16 protein-coding genes are annotated in these 17,840 nt (G+C 69.9%); 7 read left to right on the plus strand and 9 right to left on the minus strand.

Going from position 1 to position 17,840, the window contains the following annotated elements; genetic code table 11:
- Positions 1-29: 29 nt before the first annotated feature.
- The gene (locus tag OVA17_RS12515; protein ID WP_210074305.1) at positions 30-440 is read right to left on the minus strand and encodes a glucose-6-phosphate dehydrogenase; all 411 of its coding nucleotides are present in this window, start codon (positions 438-440) and stop codon (positions 30-32) included.
- 172 nt (positions 441-612) lie between these two features.
- On the opposite strand from OVA17_RS12515, the gene OVA17_RS12520 reads away from it, so the two are divergent.
- Together OVA17_RS12520 and OVA17_RS12525 are read left to right on the plus strand one after the other, a co-directional pair.
- Entirely contained in the window at positions 613-2,019 is a 1,407-nt protein-coding gene (locus OVA17_RS12520) for a flotillin family protein (RefSeq protein ID WP_267786865.1), read from the plus strand.
- A 12-nt stretch (positions 2,020-2,031) separates the two neighbouring features.
- Positions 2,032-2,856: a DNA-formamidopyrimidine glycosylase family protein gene (locus OVA17_RS12525; protein ID WP_267786867.1), complete on the plus strand. Its 825-nt coding sequence runs from the start codon at positions 2,032-2,034 to the stop codon at positions 2,854-2,856.
- Between the two features lie 146 nt (positions 2,857-3,002).
- On the opposite strand, the gene OVA17_RS12530 is transcribed toward OVA17_RS12525, so the two are convergent.
- Positions 3,003-3,551 carry a type 1 glutamine amidotransferase domain-containing protein gene (locus OVA17_RS12530; protein WP_267786868.1) on the minus strand — a complete coding sequence of 183 codons (549 nt, stop codon included), beginning with the start codon at positions 3,549-3,551 and terminating at the stop codon, positions 3,003-3,005.
- Between the two features lie 138 nt (positions 3,552-3,689).
- On the opposite strand from OVA17_RS12530, the gene OVA17_RS12535 reads away from it, so the two are divergent.
- Positions 3,690-3,830, plus strand: a complete 141-nt coding sequence (locus tag OVA17_RS12535; protein WP_210074312.1) for a hypothetical protein — start codon at positions 3,690-3,692, stop codon at positions 3,828-3,830.
- A gap of 148 nt (positions 3,831-3,978) precedes the next feature.
- On the opposite strand, the gene OVA17_RS12540 is transcribed toward OVA17_RS12535, so the two are convergent.
- Complete coding sequence (locus OVA17_RS12540) at positions 3,979-5,463, minus strand: MDR family MFS transporter (protein ID WP_267786869.1); 1,485 nt, start codon at positions 5,461-5,463, stop codon at positions 3,979-3,981.
- A gap of 194 nt (positions 5,464-5,657) precedes the next feature.
- On the opposite strand from OVA17_RS12540, the gene OVA17_RS12545 reads away from it, so the two are divergent.
- Positions 5,658-7,598, plus strand: a complete 1,941-nt coding sequence (locus OVA17_RS12545) for an ABC transporter ATP-binding protein (protein ID WP_267786870.1) — start codon at positions 5,658-5,660, stop codon at positions 7,596-7,598.
- 188 nt (positions 7,599-7,786) lie between these two features.
- On the opposite strand, the gene OVA17_RS12550 is transcribed toward OVA17_RS12545, so the two are convergent.
- From OVA17_RS12550 to OVA17_RS12575, 6 genes are read right to left on the minus strand one after another with little or no spacing between them, the layout of a single operon-like run.
- The gene (locus tag OVA17_RS12550; protein ID WP_267786872.1) at positions 7,787-8,683 is read right to left on the minus strand and encodes a glycosyltransferase family 2 protein; all 897 of its coding nucleotides are present in this window, start codon (positions 8,681-8,683) and stop codon (positions 7,787-7,789) included.
- Positions 8,680-9,810, minus strand: coding sequence for a cysteine desulfurase family protein (locus OVA17_RS12555; RefSeq protein WP_267786874.1), 1,131 nt, complete (start codon positions 9,808-9,810; stop codon positions 8,680-8,682). The genes OVA17_RS12550 and OVA17_RS12555 overlap by 4 nt, the downstream gene beginning before the upstream one ends.
- Positions 9,807-10,664 (minus strand): carboxylating nicotinate-nucleotide diphosphorylase, encoded by an 858-nt coding sequence (nadC, locus tag OVA17_RS12560; protein ID WP_210074319.1) that lies wholly within the window; start codon positions 10,662-10,664, stop codon positions 9,807-9,809. The genes OVA17_RS12555 and nadC overlap by 4 nt, the downstream gene beginning before the upstream one ends.
- Entirely contained in the window at positions 10,658-12,151 is a 1,494-nt protein-coding gene (nadB, locus tag OVA17_RS12565) for an L-aspartate oxidase (RefSeq protein ID WP_267786875.1), read from the minus strand. The genes nadC and nadB overlap by 7 nt, the downstream gene beginning before the upstream one ends.
- A complete protein-coding gene (gene nadA, locus OVA17_RS12570) occupies positions 12,148-13,479 on the minus strand; it encodes a quinolinate synthase NadA (protein ID WP_267786876.1) in 1,332 nt (443 codons plus the stop codon). Before nadA ends, nadB begins: the two co-directional genes overlap by 4 nt.
- 11 nt (positions 13,480-13,490) lie before the next feature.
- Positions 13,491-14,216, minus strand: coding sequence for an NUDIX hydrolase (locus OVA17_RS12575; protein ID WP_373458862.1), 726 nt, complete (start codon positions 14,214-14,216; stop codon positions 13,491-13,493).
- A gap of 139 nt (positions 14,217-14,355) precedes the next feature.
- On the opposite strand from OVA17_RS12575, the gene OVA17_RS12580 reads away from it, so the two are divergent.
- The 3 genes from OVA17_RS12580 (at position 14,356) to OVA17_RS12590 (ending at position 17,811) form a co-directional block, all read left to right on the plus strand.
- Positions 14,356-15,531 carry a MarP family serine protease gene (locus OVA17_RS12580; protein ID WP_267786878.1) on the plus strand — a complete coding sequence of 392 codons (1,176 nt, stop codon included), beginning with the start codon at positions 14,356-14,358 and terminating at the stop codon, positions 15,529-15,531.
- Positions 15,532-15,688: 157 nt separating this feature from the next.
- The gene (locus tag OVA17_RS12585; protein ID WP_267786879.1) at positions 15,689-15,985 is read left to right on the plus strand and encodes a hypothetical protein; all 297 of its coding nucleotides are present in this window, start codon (positions 15,689-15,691) and stop codon (positions 15,983-15,985) included.
- Positions 15,982-17,811 carry an alpha/beta hydrolase gene (locus OVA17_RS12590; RefSeq protein ID WP_324289890.1) on the plus strand — a complete coding sequence of 610 codons (1,830 nt, stop codon included), beginning with the start codon at positions 15,982-15,984 and terminating at the stop codon, positions 17,809-17,811. Before OVA17_RS12585 ends, OVA17_RS12590 begins: the two co-directional genes overlap by 4 nt.
- Positions 17,812-17,840 lie beyond the last annotated feature (29 nt).

Genomic DNA, 17,840 nt, shown 5'->3' on the forward strand with positions numbered 1-17,840 from the left:
GGGGCGGTTCTGTTCGTACGGGCGGTCGGTCAGACGACCTGCGCGCCGCACATTCCGCAGTCGCCACCGGCCGAGACCTCGACGAAGCAGTCGGGGCACATCGCGCGCGTGGGGCGATCGGTGATCGGGGTGGGCTTCAGGCTGGGGGCGCGACGCTCCTTAGGCGCCGACGCGGCGCGGGCGCGGCGAGCCTCGATCGTCGGGGCGGGCGGCGGCGGGGGAGCGGCGGGCTTGTGCTCTTCGCAGTAGAAACGGACGAACCCGCCGTGGTGCTTGGGGTGGCGGTGCTTGACCGCCCACAGCTCGGTCCGGTCGTACAGCGGACCATCGGTGCCGCAGGCGACGCAGCGGGTGGCTTCGCCGGGAACGACCTCGGCGACGAGCACGGGAGCATCGAAGCGGATGGCATCTCGCCAGTCCTGCGACGAAACGATCTTCATGGGGGACCCTTCTGGGGCGGTTCGGGCCGCCCACCTCCAACGGTACGCTCCTCCCCACCCCGCCGGGGACGAGAATCGTGCGCGGAAGGGGTGGACAGCGCCCGAAGGCGCCCGGATAGGTTGGAGGGAATTCCCCCGCGCCGCGGTTCGCGGCGCCTGTCGAAGGAGAACCATGGAATTTGCTGCTCTGGGGGCGATCGGCATCGTCGTGGTCATCGCACTCGTCGTTGTCGTCGTCGTCCTTTTGATCATCGCGGGCTTGATACGCGGGTGGTACCGCGTTGCCAAGGCCGACGAAGCGCTGGTCATCGTCGGAAAGCGGCAGAGGGGGGCCGACGGGGAGTCCTCGCGCATCACCGTCATCACCGGTGGCGGCGCCATCGTGAATCCGCTGACGCAGCGCGGCGAGATGATCTCGTTGCGCGCACGTCAGATCAAGATGGAGCCCACGGCTCAGTCGTCGAACGGCGTCACGGTCAACGTCAGCGGCGTGGCCCTGGTGAAGATCGGTTCCGACCCCGAACAGGTGCGTCGCGCGGCCGAGCGTTTCGCCTCCCAGGACAAAGCGATCGAGCAGTTCACGACCGAGCAGCTCGAAGGCGCCTTGCGCGGGGTTGTCGCGACGCTGACCGTCGAAGAACTGATGCGCGATCGTCAGCGACTTTCGGACCAGATCGCCGAGGGCATCAAGGGTGACCTGTCGTCGCAGGGGCTGATTCTGGACTCCTTCCAGATTCAAGGCGTCACCGACAGCAACGGCTACATTTCGGCCCTGGGCGCGACCGAGGTCGAGCGCGTCAAGCGCGAGGCCGAGGTCGCCCGCATCAATGCCGTCCGCGAGATCCGCGCCCGTCAGATCGCCACCGACGAGGCGAACCTGATCGAGCAGACCAAGCTCGACAAGAACAGCGCGGCGGCGAAGGCCGAGGTCGGTCGGGCCAACGCCGAGGCCGAGCAGGCCGAGGCCCTCACGCGCGCCGAGCGTCGTCAGGCCGTTCTGCAGCAAGAGGCGCAGAACACCCAGGCCCGCTTGGAGTCCGAGGTCTCGCGCGTCGCCGACGCCGACCTGTACCAGCGTCAGAAGGATGCCGACGCCGAGGCCTATGCGCAGATCAAGGCCGCCCAGGCCCGTGCCGAGATCGCCGAGCAAGAGGCGGCCGCCGTTCGCGTGCGCGCGGAGGCCGACGCCCAGGCCGTCCGTCTCGCCGGTGAAGCCCGTGCCGAGGCGATCCGCGCCGAGGCCGAAGCCCTGTCTCACAATCAGGAGGCCCTGCTCGCGCAGCGCGCCCTCGAGGCTCTCGTGCCGATGATGGCCGAGTTCGCCAAGGGGTACGACCGGGTCGGTAACATCACCGTCCTCGGAGGGGAGGGCGCGAGCGGTCATCTCGCGGCGGAGTCGGCCACCGGCCTGCGTTCGTCGTTCGAGGCCGTGCGCGCGGCGACCGGCATCGACCTGACGCAGATCATTCAGGGCCGCGTCATGGCGGATTCGTTCGCGCACTCTCGACAGGCGGACGAGCCCACCTCGACGCCCTCGAACCCGGCCCCGAGCACGCCCCCGGCGTCGGCGGAGTCGTGATCGCGGTGACCCGTGCCTGAGGCTCCCGAGGTCGAAGCGCTCGCGCTGTTCCTGCGCGAGAGACTGACCGGTCGTCAGGTGACGGGCGTCGAGCTCGTCGAGGGGCGTGCGCTGAAAACCCGTGCGCGTCCCCTCGACGAGATCGTGGGCCGGACGATGACCGCAATCACCCGCCACGGCAAGCACATCGACCTCGATCTCGGCGGCGTGCACGTGGGGGTGGGCTTCGGCCGCGCCGGTTGGGCGACGTGGGACGAGTCCGCGCCGAACGATGAGCCTGCGCCCCTTGCGGCCGTGATCGCTCGGGTGACCTTCGAGCACGGGATCCTGGGTATCACCGATGCCGGCGAGTGGCTCTCGGTGCAGTTGCACGTCGTCGACGCGGCCGACGAGGTGCCCTCGGTCGCGAAGCTCGGACCGGATGCCGCCAGCCCGGCCTATTCGCGCGAGATGCTCTCCGAGGCCCTCGGCCGTCGGCGCAAGCAGCTCAAGGCGTTGCTGCAGGAGCAGGAGACTCTCGCGGGGATCGGTAACGCGTACTCCGATGAGATCCTCTTCGCCGCGCGGCTGCGTCCGACGGCCCACGCGGCCGCACTGAGCGAGGACGACGTCACGCGGCTCCACCATGCTCTGCACGACACCCTCACCGCTGCGGTGCTCGCGCGTCGCGGCGTGCCGATCGCAGAGCAGAAGGCGGCGAAAGTCGCGTCGATGCGCGTGCACGGGCGCACGGGCGAGCCGTGCCCGGATTGCGGTGGAGTGATCGAGGACATCCCCGGTACCAAAGGCGGCGGGCAGTGGTGCCCCGTGTGTCAGGCGCTGCCGGCCGACGATTGAGCGGCAGAGCCGCCCTCGTGGATGCGGGCGAGTGCGCGAGAGGGAGCGGAGGTGATCGCTCGGCGAGTCCTCTCGGCCGCCGTGTGGCAGGCCGGGAACGAGCGAAGGCCCCGGAACGATGTCCGGGGCCCTCGCCGACAAAGGGGTCAGGCAGTCTGTCGCGAGTGCGTGCCCTCTGCGACCTCTTCGACGAGCTTCGCGGTGAACGCGGGCAGGTCGCCGGGGTTGCGGCTCGAGACGAGACCCTGGTCGACGTGTACTTCTTCGTCGACCCAGGTGGCGCCGGCGTTGCGCAGGTCGGTCTGCAGCGTCGGGTAGCTCGTGAGCGTGCGGCCCTTCAGAACGTCGGCCTCGGTGAGGATCCACCCGCCATGGCAGATGACGGCGACCGGCTTGTGCTGGTCGAAGAAGTCGCGGGTGAACGACACGGCATCCTTCACGATGCGGATGTCGTCGGCGTTCTGCACGCCGCCGGGCAGGACGAGAGCATCGAAGTCACCCGCGGAGGCACCCGCGACCGAGAGGTCGACCTTCTGCTGGTGGCCGTTCTCGCCCGTGATGCTGCCTTCGCTCGGCGAGACCAGAACGGCCTCGGCGCCGGCGGAGGTCACGGCATCCCACGGGCTGGTGAGCTCGCTGTCCTCGAAGCCGTCGGTGAGCAGGAATGCGATGCGCTTGCCGCTGAGATCAGTCATGGAAAGCCTCTCTTTCTCGATCGGGGTTCCCACGCTAGAAAGCGTCTCGACCGGAGGGGCGGGGGTTGCGGATGCCGGAGCGCGGCGTTATCGCCGACGCCGGCCCCGGTGACCGCGCGCAGGCGTAGCATGGGGCGCATGTCCGCTGACACCACGTCCGACGCGACCACCGCGTCCAAGCCGCTGATCGCGCTGCTGAACGCTCCCGCTGTCGAGGGTGAGAGCGACGACAAGCCCGCCGCGTCGCAGTGCTGCGGCGGCGGTTCCTGTTCTCTCTGAGTCCGCGCCGCACGCGTCATATCGCGCCCGCGTCGTCCATCCCGACGTGTCCGTCGCCTTGACGCGGTTGTGCGCGTGCCCCGACACGACGGCGGTTCGTTGGGCCGGGAGGGCGAGACCGATCAGTCGACCCCGACTTCGTGTGGACTCAATGCGCGCTGACGGGCGCGTCGGTCTCTTCCGCCTCCGCCGGCTTGCGCACGAAGCACGCGAGGACGACGGCGGCCGAGGCGATCACGGCTCCGACGAGGAACGACGCGTGCACACCTGACGCGACGGCGCCGGCCTGGTCGACACCACCGGCGAGGGCGGTGCTCGAGAAGACGGTCATGATCGCGACGAAACCGGCCGTGCCCGCGGCTCCGGCGACCTGCTGAGCGGTGCCCACGACGGCGCTGCCGTGCGAGTACAGGCGGCGGGGGAGAGAGCCCAGCGCGGAGGTCATCAACGGGGTGAAGACCAGGCCGAGTCCGAGGTTGAGGCCGAGGTAGACCGTGACGATCCACCAGATGGGGGTGCCCAGGTCGAAGGTCAGAGCCATCGTCCACAGCACGGCGGCGGCGATCAGCATTCCGGGGATGACGAGGGGAGTCGGCCCGAAGCGATCGAAGAGGCGGCCGACGATCGGCGCCATGACGCCCATGAGCACGCCGCCCGGGAGCAGCATGAGGCCGACCGTGAGGCTGCTGAGGCCGAGCGCCTGCTGCAGGAAGATGGGCAGCAGGATGAGCGAGCCGAACAGAGCGGCCATCACGATCGCGACCAGGGGTACCGCGAGCCGGAACGACGGGCTCTGGAACACGCGCAGGTCGAGCAGCGCGGAGTCGGACCGCTGCAGTCGGAGCTGACGGATGACGAACACGGTGACGAAGACCGCTCCGACGGCGAGGGGGATCCACACCGGCACGGACGTGTGCCCGGAGGCCGATTCTCCGATGGCGCTGAGGCCGTAGACCAGGCCACCGAAGCCGATCGCCGACAGGACGACGGAGAGCACGTCGAAGCGCGCGTCCGGGCGGGTCTGGGTGACGTTGCGGACCCAGCGGGCGCCGAGCGCGATGGAGAGCAGAGCGATAGGGAGGATCAGCCAGAAGATCGCGTGCCAGGTCAGGACCGACAGGATGAGCCCCGACACCGTCGGGCCCACGGCGGGTGCGACGGCGATGACGATCGTCACCACGCCCATGATGCGACCGCGTCGGTTCGCCGGGACGAGGTTCAGCACCGTGGTGAACAGCAGCGGCATCATCACCCCGGTGCCCATGGCCTGAATGATGCGACCCGCCAGCAGGACCCCGAACACCGGCGCGAGCGCGGCGACCAGGGTGCCCAGCGCGAAGACGCTCATCGCGCTGAAGAACACCACGCGAATGGGGAAGCGCTCGAGGAGGAAGCCGGTCAGGGGGATGATGACGGCCATCGTCAACAAGAACGCCGAGGTGAGCCACTGACCGGTGGCGGCGCTGATGCCGAAGTCGGCCATGATCGCCGGAAGCGCGACCGACATCGTGGTCTCGTTGAGGATGACGACGAACGCGGCGACGACGAGCAGGGCGATGACGGGACCGGAGCGGTGCGACGGCGACGACGCGGTGCTCGCTCGGGAGACGGGAATGGTGCCGGTGGCGGCCATGACGAGGTCCTTTACATGCGGGGGGCTTCGTGGCGCCACGGAGGGCGACTGCGACGGAGACAACGGGTGCGCGGCCCGAGGTATTCCGACATCGAGATAACGGATTCGAGGTCATCCGCAAGCGACCCTATCGGGGGCGTCCGACATCGCCGCCCCGGCGCTCACCGTCGGCGGTCGGACGTAGGCTGACGAACATGAGCATGGGGATGGGCGGCAGCATGTTCCGCGGCGTGGACGCGGACATGCAGCGCCGCCGCAACGCTCAGGCTCCGCGGGTGCAGAACCTCGGGCGCCGTGTCGTCGACCTGTTCCGGCCCTATCGCGGGCGCATCGGGTTCACCGCGCTGCTCGTCGTCGTCGGCGCGGCCGTGGCCGTCATCCCGCCGCTGCTCGTGCAGCGCATCTTCGACGACGCGCTGTTCCCCGTCGATGGATCGAGCCCCGACCTGCAGCTCCTCGCGGTCCTCGTGAGCGTCATGATCGGTCTGTTCCTCGTCTCGGCCGCACTCAACGTCGGTCAGACCTGGCTCACCGCGACCGTGGGGAACCGGGTCACGGGCGACCTGCGCACGCGTCTGTTCGACCACCTTCAGAACATGGAGCTCGGCTTCTTCACGCGCACGAAGACGGGCGTCATCCAGTCACGACTTCAGAACGACGTGGGCGGCGTCTCGGGGGTGCTGACCAACACCGTCACCAGCATCCTCGGCAACGCCGTCACGGTCATCGCGTCACTCGTGGCGATGATCCTCATCGACTGGCGTCTCACCCTCATCGCCGTCGCGCTCATGCCGTTCCTGCTCTTCGTCCAGCGCCGCGTCGGTCAGGTGCGGGCGCGCATCGCGGGAGAGACGCAGGAGTCGCTGTCCGAGCTGTCGGCGATCACGCAAGAGACGCTGAGCGTGTCCGGCATCCTGCTGTCGAAGTCCTTCAACCGTCAGCGAACCGAGTCCGCGCGCTTCGACGCCGAGAACGACAACCAGGTGCGCCTGCAGGTGCGCCGGGCCATGAGCGGTCAGGGCTTCTTCGCCGTCGTCCAGGTGATCATGTCGAGTGTGCCGGCGGTCATCTACCTCGTGGCCGGGTACCTCATCGGCGGGGGAGCGGGAGCGATCACAGCCGGAACGATCGTCGCCTTCACCACGGTGCAGGCGCGGTTGCTCATGCCCCTGATGGGGCTCATGCGCGTCGCGCTCGACGTGCAGACCTCTTCGGCGCTGTTCGCCCGCATCTTCGAGTACCTCGACCTGCGTCCGGCGATCGTCGACGTGCCCGATGCCCTGCCCGTCTCGGCGGCCCCCGGCCCCGTGGGGCGCATCGAGTTCCGTGACGTCGAGTTCCGCTACCCCGATGCATCCGTGCAGGCGCGGCCCACGCTCGACGGCGTCTCGTTCACCGTCGAGCCGGGGCAGCACGTCGCCTTCGTCGGCCCCTCGGGAGCGGGAAAGACGACGATCCTCTATCTCACCCCTCGTATGTACGAGGCGACCGGCGGAGCGGTGATGTTCTCCGGAGCAGACGTGCGCACCCTCGAGCGGGCATCGATCATCGACGAGATCGGCATCGTCTCGCAAGAGACGTACCTCTTCCACGCGAGCGTGCGCGAGAATCTGCGTTACGCCCGGCCCGACGCCACCGATGACGAGATCGAAGCCGCCTGCCGCGCGGCCAACATCCACCACGTGATCGCCTCGTTCGAGGCGGGGTACGACACGATTGTCGGCGAGCGCGGGTACCGGCTCTCGGGCGGCGAGAAGCAGCGCATCGCCATCGCGCGCGTGCTGCTGAAAGACCCGCCGGTGTTGTTGCTCGACGAAGCGACGAGCGCCCTCGACACCGTCTCGGAGCGCATCGTGCAAGAAGCGCTCGAGACCGCCTCGCGCGGGCGCACGACGCTGTCGATCGCACACCGACTCTCGACGGTCATCAGCGCCGACCGGATCCACGTCGTAGATGCCGGTCGCATCGTCGAATCGGGGACGCATTCCGAGCTGCTGGCTGCGGGGGGTCTGTACGCGAGCCTCGCGGCCGAGCAGCTCGCCGCCTCGTTCGTCCTCGCCGAAGAGCAGCACGACGCCGCGGGTCTCGCGCACGCCGCGCTCCCCGTCCGTCGCGCCGACGAGGCGCCTGCCTGAGCTGCGACGGTTCTGTCTGGTTCCGGTTCCGGTATCGGGTTCGTGAGATGGCATACCGCTGACAATCCGGTGTCAGCCTGCAGCGGAGATGTCAGCGTCTTGCAGTCTCGCGAACTCGGGCCGGCGCGAACCCGGCCGGCCCGAACCCGGCCGGCGCGAATCCGGCCGGCGCTGTGGCCGAGGGAGTGTCAGCCGGGCAGCGTCTCGAGGAACGCCTCGAGCGCGATGCCGTAGGCCGGGTCGGGGTGCGTCTCGGCGATGCGGTGCAGCGGCGGAAGGTCGAGCGTGCGGATCAGCGCTCCGCGCTCCTTCACCGCAGCCTCGGCCCCGGCCTCGCGCAGCACCGCGATCCCCTCACCGAGCGCGTCGAGATAGTCGCGCAGAACGTCGAGCTCACCGAGCCGCTGGGTGATCGACCCGCCCTCTCGGCGCTGACGCCAGTCGACGACGACGTCGGGGATGACATCGAACGCGGTTGCCCCCGTGTACATGCGCTGCGTGAGCACCTGGTCCTCGTAGTAGCGCCCCTCGGGGAAACGCAGGCCGTTCGCCCGCCAGAACTCCGCGCGGCTCATCTTCGACCACGCCACGATGTTGCCCGAGGCCGCGGGATGCTCCGCGATCGTCGTGCGCGCGCGGGCAGGAGAAGTGGATGCCGTGACCCACGGCTGCACCTCGCCCGCGGTGTAGCCGGGGGTGTCGGCATCCGGCCGCAGACGGACGTATGCGCCGACGGCGAAGTCGCTGCCGGTGCGATCGAGCGTGTCGGCCAGGCGCGTGAGCGCGTCGGGGCGGAAGCGGTCGTCGGCGTCGAGGAACGCGATGTAGGGGGTGTCGACGTGCGAGAGACCGGAGTTGCGCGCGGCACCCAGCCCACGTTGTTCGGTGTGCTGTTCGAGCCGGAAGCGGGGGTCGGCGGAGGCGGCATCGGCGAAGATGCGGGCCGTGTCGTCTGTCGAGGCGTCGTCGACGAGGACGGCGGTCCAGTGCCGGTGCGTCTGTGCGCGCAACGACCCGAGGGCTTCCTCCGCGAAGGGGGCGACGTCGAATCCGGGGACGATGACGGTGACGGGGGTGGAACTCACCCGCGCGAGCCTACGGCGGTTACGGCGACGGCGACGGCATCTGCGACGGCATCGAGAGAACCGGTCCATCTGTGCGGCAGCGTGAAGCGCACGGCGGTGCGGGCGTCGTCGTGATCGAGACCCACGGCGAGGAGCACGTGCGAGGCCTCGTCGCTGCCCGCAGCACACGCCGAGCCGCTCGACGAGACGACTCCGCGACGCTCCAGCTCGAGCAACACGGTCTCGCCGTTCGTGCCCGGGAAGACGAAGCTGGCGGTACCGGGGAGTCTGCGCTCCGGGTGGCCGGTGAGACGCGCGCCGGGCACCGTGGCGAGCACGCGCGCGGTGAAGGCCTCGCGCAGGGCTCCCACCCGCAGGGCATCGGCGGTGCGCTCCGCCTCGGCGAGCGTCAGCGCCGTGGCGATGGCCACCGCCCCCGCGACGTCGGGGGTGCCCGAGCGTCGACCGCGTTCCTGCCCGCCCCCGTGCAGCAGAGGCTCGAACGGGAGGCGCCCGCGCACGGCGAGGATCCCGGTGCCCTTCGGCGCACCGATCTTGTGACCGGCGACGGTCATGGCATCCGCTCCGAGTCCCGCCAGGGGGAGCCACCCGGCGGCCTGGACGGCGTCGAGATGGAGGGGAATCCCGCGTTCGTGAGCGACGGCCGCGAGGGCCGCGGCGTCCTGAACCGTTCCGATCTCGTTGTTGGCGTAGCCCACGCTGACGAGCGCCGTGTCGTCGCGCAGCATTTCGGCGAGCGCCTCGGGCATCAGCGAGCCGGTGTCATCGACCGGAGCGTGGGTCACGCGCACCCCGTGCAGGCGTGACAGGTAATCGGCCGAGGCCAGCACGGACTCGTGCTCGATCGCCGTCGTGACGAGGTGCGAACGCCCCGACCCCAGCACGAGCCCCTTGATCGCGGCGTTGTTCGACTCGGTGCCGCCGGAGGTGAAGACCACGTCTCCCGCGCGGAAGCCGAGGACGGCCGCGACCTGCGCGCGAGCCTCGTCGAGAGCGGATGCCGCAGCTTCACCGACCTCGTGGTGGCTCGACGGGTTGCCGAAGAACCGCGTGAGGAAGGGGGCCATGGCCTCGAGCACCTCGGGGCGCACGGGGGTGGTGGCGGCGTTGTCCAGGTACAGGCTCACGCCGTCTCGATGCGGATGTCCAGGCCCAGATCGAGGGCGGATGCCGAGTGCGTCAGCGCGCCGACCGAGATGACATCGACGCCGGTCTCGGCGATGGCGCGCACGGTCTGAAGCGTCACGCCCCCCGAGGCCTCGACCTGGGCTGCTCCGGCGACACGGGCGACACCGGTGCGCAGATCGTCGAGTGAGAAGTTGTCGAGCATGATCGTGCCGACGCCGGCGGCGAGCACCGCGTCGATCTGCTCGAGCCGGTCGACCTCGACCTCGACGTGCGTGGTGTGGGGGAGTCGCGCGATGGCGCTCTCGAGTGCCTGCGTCACTGACAGTCCGCTCGCGGTCAGCACCGCGAGGTGGTTGTCCTTGGCCATGACGGCATCCGACAGCGAGAAGCGATGGTTGTGGCCGCCGCCGTCGCGGACGGCCTGACGTTCGATCGCGCGCAGGCCCGGCGTGGTCTTGCGTGTGTCGACGATGCGGGCGCCGGTGTGGGCGACCTCGGCGACGTAGCGCGCGGTGAGGGTTGCGATCCCCGACATGCGCTGCACGAAGTTGAGACCGACGCGCTCGGCCGTGAGCACGCCTCGCGCGGGTCCGGTGACCACGGCGAGGGTGTCGCCGGGAGCGAACCGCTCGCCGTCGGCGATCTGCATCTCGACGGTGATCGAGGAGTCGGTGAGCGTGAAGGCGGCGACGAACACCGCAGAGCCGCTGAACACGCCCTCGACGCGGGAGACGAGCTCGGCGCGCGCGGTCGCGTGTTCCGGGATGAGCGTCTCGCTGGTGAGGTCGCCCCAGGGGGCGTCCTCGTCGAGGGCTGCCGAGACGATCCGATCGATCGTGGCGCGGGTCAGCATGCGAGGACCTCCTGGGGTTCGATGAGGGATGCCGAGGGCTCGGTATCGGAGCGGAAGTGCGCGCCCACCGAGGTCTCGCGCGCACGGGCCGCGGCCACGACGCGCGTGGCGAGGAGGAGGAGGTTCGCATCTTCGACGCTGCGCGGTGCGGCGTCGGCATCCCACGCGGCGAGCACCGCGGCGGCGCGCCCCAGGCCCGCGGCCTCGCGCACGAGACCCGCCTCGGCCCACAGGAGCTCCTGCAGGGCGCGGCGCGAGAAGGGGGGAGCGTCCACCGCGGGGGCGACGTCGAGAGGCGGGACCTCGCGCACGGGGAAGCCCGGCCACTCGCCGCCGCGAGGCACGGCGTCTCCGGCTCGCGCTCCGAACACCGCTCCTTCGAGGAGCGAGTTGGACGCCAAGCGGTTCGCCCCGTGCACGCCGGTGCGCGCCGCCTCTCCGACCGCGTAGAGCCCGGGCACGGTGGTCCGTCCGTCGAGATCGGTGACGATCCCGCCCATGAGGTAGTGCGCCGCGGGGGTCACGGGGATAGGATCGCGGCTCCAGTCGAGCCCGCGATCGCGTACCGCGGCGTCGATCGTGGGAAAGCGCCGTGCGAGTCGCTCGGAGCCCAGGGCAGTGGCATCCAGCCGGACGGGCCGACCGTCCTGTGTGGTCATCGCCCGGGCGTTGGCGCGGGCGACGATGTCGCGCGGGGCGAGTTCGCCGTCGGGGTGGGAGTCGAAGGTGAACCGGCGGCCGGTGTCGTCGATGAGCACGGCGCCCTCTCCGCGCACCGCCTCCGAGACGAGGAACGGGATGCCGACGGCCAGGGCCGTGGGATGGAACTGCACGAACTCGAGGTCGGCGACAGCGGCTCCCGCGCGCAACGCCGCGGCGATCCCGTCCCCGGTGGCGCCGAGGGGGTTGGTGGTGTGGGAGTAGAGCTGGCCCGCGCCTCCGGTGGCGAGGATGACCGCGTCGGCATCGAGGCGCTCGCCGCCGTCGAGCTCGACGCCCGTCACCCGGCCCCCCGCGACGACCAGGTCGCGCAGAAGGGCGTGCCCGCGAACCTCGATAGCTGCGGCACGCACGGCTGCACCGAGAGCGGCCTGAATGGCGGCTCCGGTCGCGTCGCCGCCGGCGTGCAGCACACGGGGGACCGCATGAGCGGCCTCGAGCCCGCGCGAGAAGTCGCCGTCGTCGGCGCGGTCGAAACCGACCCCGCGCGCGACGAGCTCCGCGATCCGCTGCGGTCCTTCGCCGACCAGCACGTCGACGGCGGCGGGGTCGCTAAGTCCCGCGCCCGCGGTGATCGTGTCGGCCGCGTGCGAGCCCACCGAGTCGGTGGGGGAGGTCACCGCGGCGATCCCGCCCTGCGCCCACCGCGTGTTCGTGTCGGGCAGGGCGCCCTTCGTCACGACCGTGACACGGCATCCGTTCTCGAATGCGTGCAGCGCCGCCGTGAGACCGGCGATGCCGCTGCCCACCACGACGACGGTGATCACTTCACCGCACCGTTCGGCTTCGCAGCGAGCATGCGCTCGAGCGCGACGGTGGCGGGCTCGGCGACGTCGGTGGGGACGGTGATGCGGTTGACGACGGTGCCTTCGACGAGCGACTCGAGCACCCACGCGAGATAGCCCGGGTGGATGCGGTACATCGTCGAACAGGGGCAGACGACCGGGTCGAGGCAGAAGATCTCGTGCTGCGGGTACTGGGCGGCCAAGCGCTGCACGAGGTTGATCTCGGTGCCGATCGCGAAGGTGGTGGGTTCGGTCGCCGCGGCGATGGCCCTGCGGATGATGTCCGTCGAACCCGCCTCATCGGCGGCATCGACCACGTCCATCGGGCATTCCGGGTGCACGATCACGCGGACGCCGGGGTGCTCGGCGCGCGCCTTGTCGATCTGGTCGACGGTGAAGCGGCGGTGCACCGAGCAGAAGCCGTGCCACAGGATGACGCGGCTGTCGATGATCTGAGCGTCGGAGGAGCCGCCGAGGGGCTTGCGCGGGTTCCACATCGGCATCTGCTCGAGGGGCACACCCATCGCCTTGGCGGTGTTCCGGCCCAGGTGCTGATCCGGGAAGAACAGCACCCGGCGTCCCCGTGCGAACGCCCACTCGAGCACCGTACGGGCGTTGGAGGAGGTGCAGACGATCCCGCCGTGACGCCCCACGAAGCCCTTGATGGCCGCGCTCGAGTTCATATACGTCACCGGGATCACGGGGACCAAGCCCTCGGCATCCGAGGTCTCGAGATCACCCAGCACGTCTTCGAGCTGTTCCCAGCACTCCTCGACCTGGTCGATGTCGGCCATGTCGGCCATGGAGCAGCCGGCGGCGAGGTTCGGGAGAATCACCGCCTGCTCGGGGCGCGAGAGCAGGTCGGCGGTCTCGGCCATGAAGTGCACCCCGCAGAACACGATGGCCTCGGCCTCGGGGCGGTCCTTCGCGGCGTTGGCGAGCTGGAACGAGTCGCCCACGTAGTCGGCGTGTCGCACGACCTCTTCGCGCTGGTAGAAGTGCCCGAGCACGACGACTCGGTCGCCGAGCGTCTCTTTCGCCGCGCGGATGCGGGCGTCGAGCTCGTCGTCGGACGCGTCGCGGTATTGCTGCGGCAGCTCGCCCTGCCGAGGCGCTCCGGTGGGGATGACGTCGCCCATCGACGAGCCGGGGCCGTAGCCGGGGCGCGTGTCGAAATCCCAGGGCCCGGCCGCGAGATCGGTGGTGCAGGTCGCGTCGGTGGAGGCGCCGGCGACGATCGCCTGGATCGCGTGGTCGACGCTCGGGTCGATCGCGGGACGGGGCTGCAGGGTGAGGGGGGTGGCGGACATGGGCGTTCCGATCAGTGACGGGAGCGGAGCGGGCCGCGGTCGGCCAGCTCCACATCGCGGTTGTAGCGGTACAGGCGGGCGGGACGATGGCTTCCGGTGCGGAAGCGCTCGGTCGGGATGAGCGTGTCGGAGATGTCGACCTGCCGACGGAAGTTGGCGGGATCGAGCCGTCTGCCGAGAATCGACTCGGTCACCTCGCGCAGGTCGGCGAGCGTGAACTCGTCGGGCAGCAACCCGTGCGCGATGCGGCTGTAACCGGCCTTGTTGCGCAGGCGCCAGAGCGTGTACTCGACGATGTCGTTGTGGTCGAAAGCCAGGGCCGGCAGGTCGGTCGCGTCGAACCATTCCACATTCTCGGGCGCATCGCCCTCCCGCGCGTGCGCGGCGACCTGCGCATCGACCTCGTCGGAGCGCAACAGTGCCCAGTACACGATCGAGACCACGCGCGTGGGGGAGCGGTCGACGGCCCCGAACGCGTAGAGCTGCTCGAGATAGCTGGGGGTGAGGCCGGTCGTCTCGGCGAGGGTGCGGGATGCCGCTGTGTCGAGCTCTTCGGTTGCGTCGAGCCAGCCGCCGGGCAGCGCCCACCTCCCATCGAACGGGTCGCGGGTGCGGCGGACGAGGGGGAGGGACAGGACCGGTTCGTCGTGTTCGTTCCGGCGGACGCTGAAGATGACGGTCGACACCGCGACGCGCACGTCGGCGTCGCGGGACTCGGGGCGAGGGGTTCGTGTCATGGTGACCATATCTCCGGGATCGATCTTAGTGTCATCTCGACTCGAAGGGCGAATCCCCGATGCCGGGACGCGCGGTCCGCGCGTCGAAAGGGTTCTCCCAGACGGGCGATCTAGCCTCGATGCGAATACAGGAGGTCGGATGCCGATCGTCGACATCGCCCTGATCGCCCTTCTGGCGGTCGCACTCGTCGCGGGGCTCTCTCGGGGCTTTCTCGCCACCATCGGCTTCTTCGCGGGCCTCGCCCTCGGCGCCGTCGCCGCCTATTGGGCGCTTCCGTTCGTGGGGCAGTGGGTCACCGACCTCGCCTGGCGCGGACCCGCCATGATCGGCGCGGGCATCGCGCTGCTCGTGATCGGCTCGGGCCTCGGCAGCGCCGTGGGCGGTTTCTTCCGTCGAGGAGCCGACCGCATCAAGCTGCGCATCCCCGAGCGACTCCTCGGCGGGGTGGTCAACGTCGCGGCCGCCGCGCTCGCGATCTCGTTCGTCGCCGGCTCCCTCACCCCGGTCGGGGTCCCCGTCGTCTCCGCAGCTCTCGGCTCCTCCGCGGTGGTGCGCACGATCGACAACCTGACGCCCGCTCCCGTGCGCGGCGCGCTCGCCGAGTTGCGCGGAACGATCTTCGCCGACGGTATCCCTCGCCTGGGCGAACTCATCCAGATCGGCCCCGTGCCGACCACCCCGAGCATCGCCCTCGACGATCCTGCGCTGACGCAGGCGGCGCAATCGGTGGCGCGGATCTCGGGCACCGCGTACGCCTGCGGCATCACCTCGAGCGGCTCGGGCTTCGTGGTCGCCGACGATCGCGTGGTCACCAACGCGCACGTCGTCGCGGGGGTCGACACCCCGCTCGTGGAGCTCCCGGGCCGCCCGGCGCGCGAGGGGCGCGTCGTGTACTTCGACCCCATCGACGACATCGCCGTGATCTCGGTCGATGGACTGGATGCCGCGGCTCTGCCGATCGCCGAGACGCTCGCGGTGGGGGCTCCCGCCGTGGTGCAGGGCTACCCGGGCGGCGGTCCGTTCACCTCCGGCAGCGCGCAGATCCTGTCGGAGGGCACGGTCCCCGTCCCCGACATCTACGACGACTCCCGAGCTCCGCGCGACATCTACGCCTTGGCCGGTATCGTGCGCCCGGGCAATTCGGGCGGACCGCTTCTGACCACCTCGGGTCAGGTCGCGGGCATCGTCTTCGCCCGCTCCGACACCGATGACGACGTCGGCTACGCCATGACCCCGGCCGAGCTGGAACCCGTGATGGCCCAGATGGGGTCGTTGTCGGCACCCGTGGCGTCCGGGAGCTGCACGCGCGGCTGAGCCGCCTCCGCGCCTGGGGCGGTGGGGAGCGCCAACACGCTGCCTGCTTCGGTGTGCGCTTTCTGCTCCGCCGGCGACGAGGGCCGTCGGCCGTGGGGCGGGTGAAATTTCCCTCTAGCGCCCTGTATCGCTGCGTGATCTGTCTATGCTCCTGCGCATGGGGGACATCTCGATATCCGTCGATGAGGTGCGGCGGGTGGCGGCGAAGATGGTCGGCGTCGTTCCCGACGAGCCCGACGTTTGGGGCTTCTCCGTCGCCGATCAGCCCGATCTGAGTCTTGCCCTGGCGGAGTTCGTCGGGTGCATGAATGACTGCACCGCCGAGCGTCGCCGTGGTGTCGAGGCACTCGTGACGGGGTTGCGCGAGGTCGCGGACATGTTCGAGAACCTGGATGCCACCAGCCAGGCCGACGTGCGCGCGTTGGGCGCCGTCGAGGGGTGGGTCATCGAATGACCGCCGAGCTCGGTGAGACCCGAGACCCGTCCGCCCTCATCCCCGGCGATGTCGCCTCTCTGTACCGGGCGGCCTCCGTGTGGCGGGTGCGCGAGCAGAACGCCGACGAGGTCGGGACGGCGCTCCGTGCGACGCAGTCGATCTCGGGCTGGACCGGCGAAGCGGCCGATGCCTATGGGACGCGTGTGAGGGCGGTGGCGTCCGGTTGGTCGGCCATGGCGACCGCCTTCCGGCACGGTGAATCGGCACTCGAAGACGTCGCCGCCGCGATCGATGCTGCACGGGCAAGGGCGGGAGACGCCGTCGATCTGTGGGACAGAGCCGACGCGCTCGACGCTGCGGCTTTCCAAGAGCCATCCGCCACGCCCACCGGTTGGCTCGGGCCGGACCGACGAGCGTTCCTCGGCTCCGGACCGCGAGCAGAGGCCAAAGCGATCCTCGCGGATGCGCGTGCGGCACTCCGCGATGCCGCGCAGAAGGCGACTGCCAAGCTTCGCGCCGCCATCGCCGTGCCCGGCCTCGGCGCCGACGAGTGGGCGGCTCTCTTGACGGGTTGTGCGAACCCCGGCCAGGTGCTCGATGCTCTCGCCGGCGCGGACGCCGGGAGTCTGGCCGCTCTTCTGCGGGCCCGGCCGAGCCTCGCCGGGATTCTCGCCCAGGCAGAGCCGGCGGCAGTCGCGCCCTGGTGGGCGCAGCTTGACGCGGCGCAGAAAGACGCGCTCATCCACGCCGCGCCGGCGATCATCGGCAACCTCGGGGGAGTCGCCTACGCCGCTCGCGACGAGGCGAACCGCATCTGGCTCGCGGACCAGCTCGCAGACGCGCGCGCGGCGCTGGCCGAGGCGGAGAAGCCGCCGACATACGACGAGATCGTCGGGGGACAGGCCGCCGCCGAGGCGTATGCCGAGCGGCTCGATCGTGCGCGCTCTCGGGTGGAGGGTCTTGAGAATATCGAGTCGTCGCTGACGTCACCCGCCGGCGGCACCCCTCGGCACCTCCTCACTCTCACGGGGGACTCGCCCCCTCTCGCCGCGATATCCATCGGCGATCTCGACACCGCGGACAACATCACGTACGCGGTGCCCGGCATGGGAACCACGACCGAGGGGATGGACGGTTGGTCGCGCGCCGCTCAGAACCTTCTCGATCAGCAAGACCGCGCGGATCCGGGCCATTCCCATGCGACCGTGGCCTGGATCGGGTACAAGACCCCGCCCGTTCCGATCATGGAGGGAGGCTTCGACGTCATGCATAACGACCTGGCTGACGCGGGAGCAGCGAACCTCGCTCGTGACTTGCGTTCCCTTGACCACGTCAACTCCGGAGCGCACGTAAACATTGTGGCGCATTCCTACGGGACCACCACGGCGTCTCTGGCTCTGACTCAAGACCAGGTCCACGTCGACTCCTTCGTCACGCTAGGTTCAGCAGGTTTGCCGACGAACATTGATTCGGCGTCGGACATACATGCGGATTCCGTGTTCTCGGGGCAGGCCCAGGACGTTTGGGCGGTAGATCCTGCTCGAGGCGATCAGTGGGCGTGGACAGGGCGTCTGGCTCCTGACCATTCCGTCAATCCGATCAGCCCGGATTTTGGATCACACGCATTCAGCGTCGCCGGAGACGGAGCGCTGCGCGCGGTCAACGATCATGGCGCAGTCACCTCGGATGAGGGGGGTTATCTTGACAAGCAGACGGAGTCTTTGCGCAACGTGGCCCTCGCCACGACCGGACGTGGTGATCTCGTGTCGCCTTATGTTCCGCCAGCTCCGACCCCGCTGCAGAAAGCGCTGATCGAAGGATTGACGAATGGCTTTTCGAACTAGTCGGCCCGTCCTTGCGATGGTGCTCGGAG

The sequence above is a fragment of the Microbacterium sp. SL75 genome, assembly GCF_026625865.1.
Taxonomy (GTDB): Bacteria; Actinomycetota; Actinomycetes; order Actinomycetales; family Microbacteriaceae; genus Microbacterium.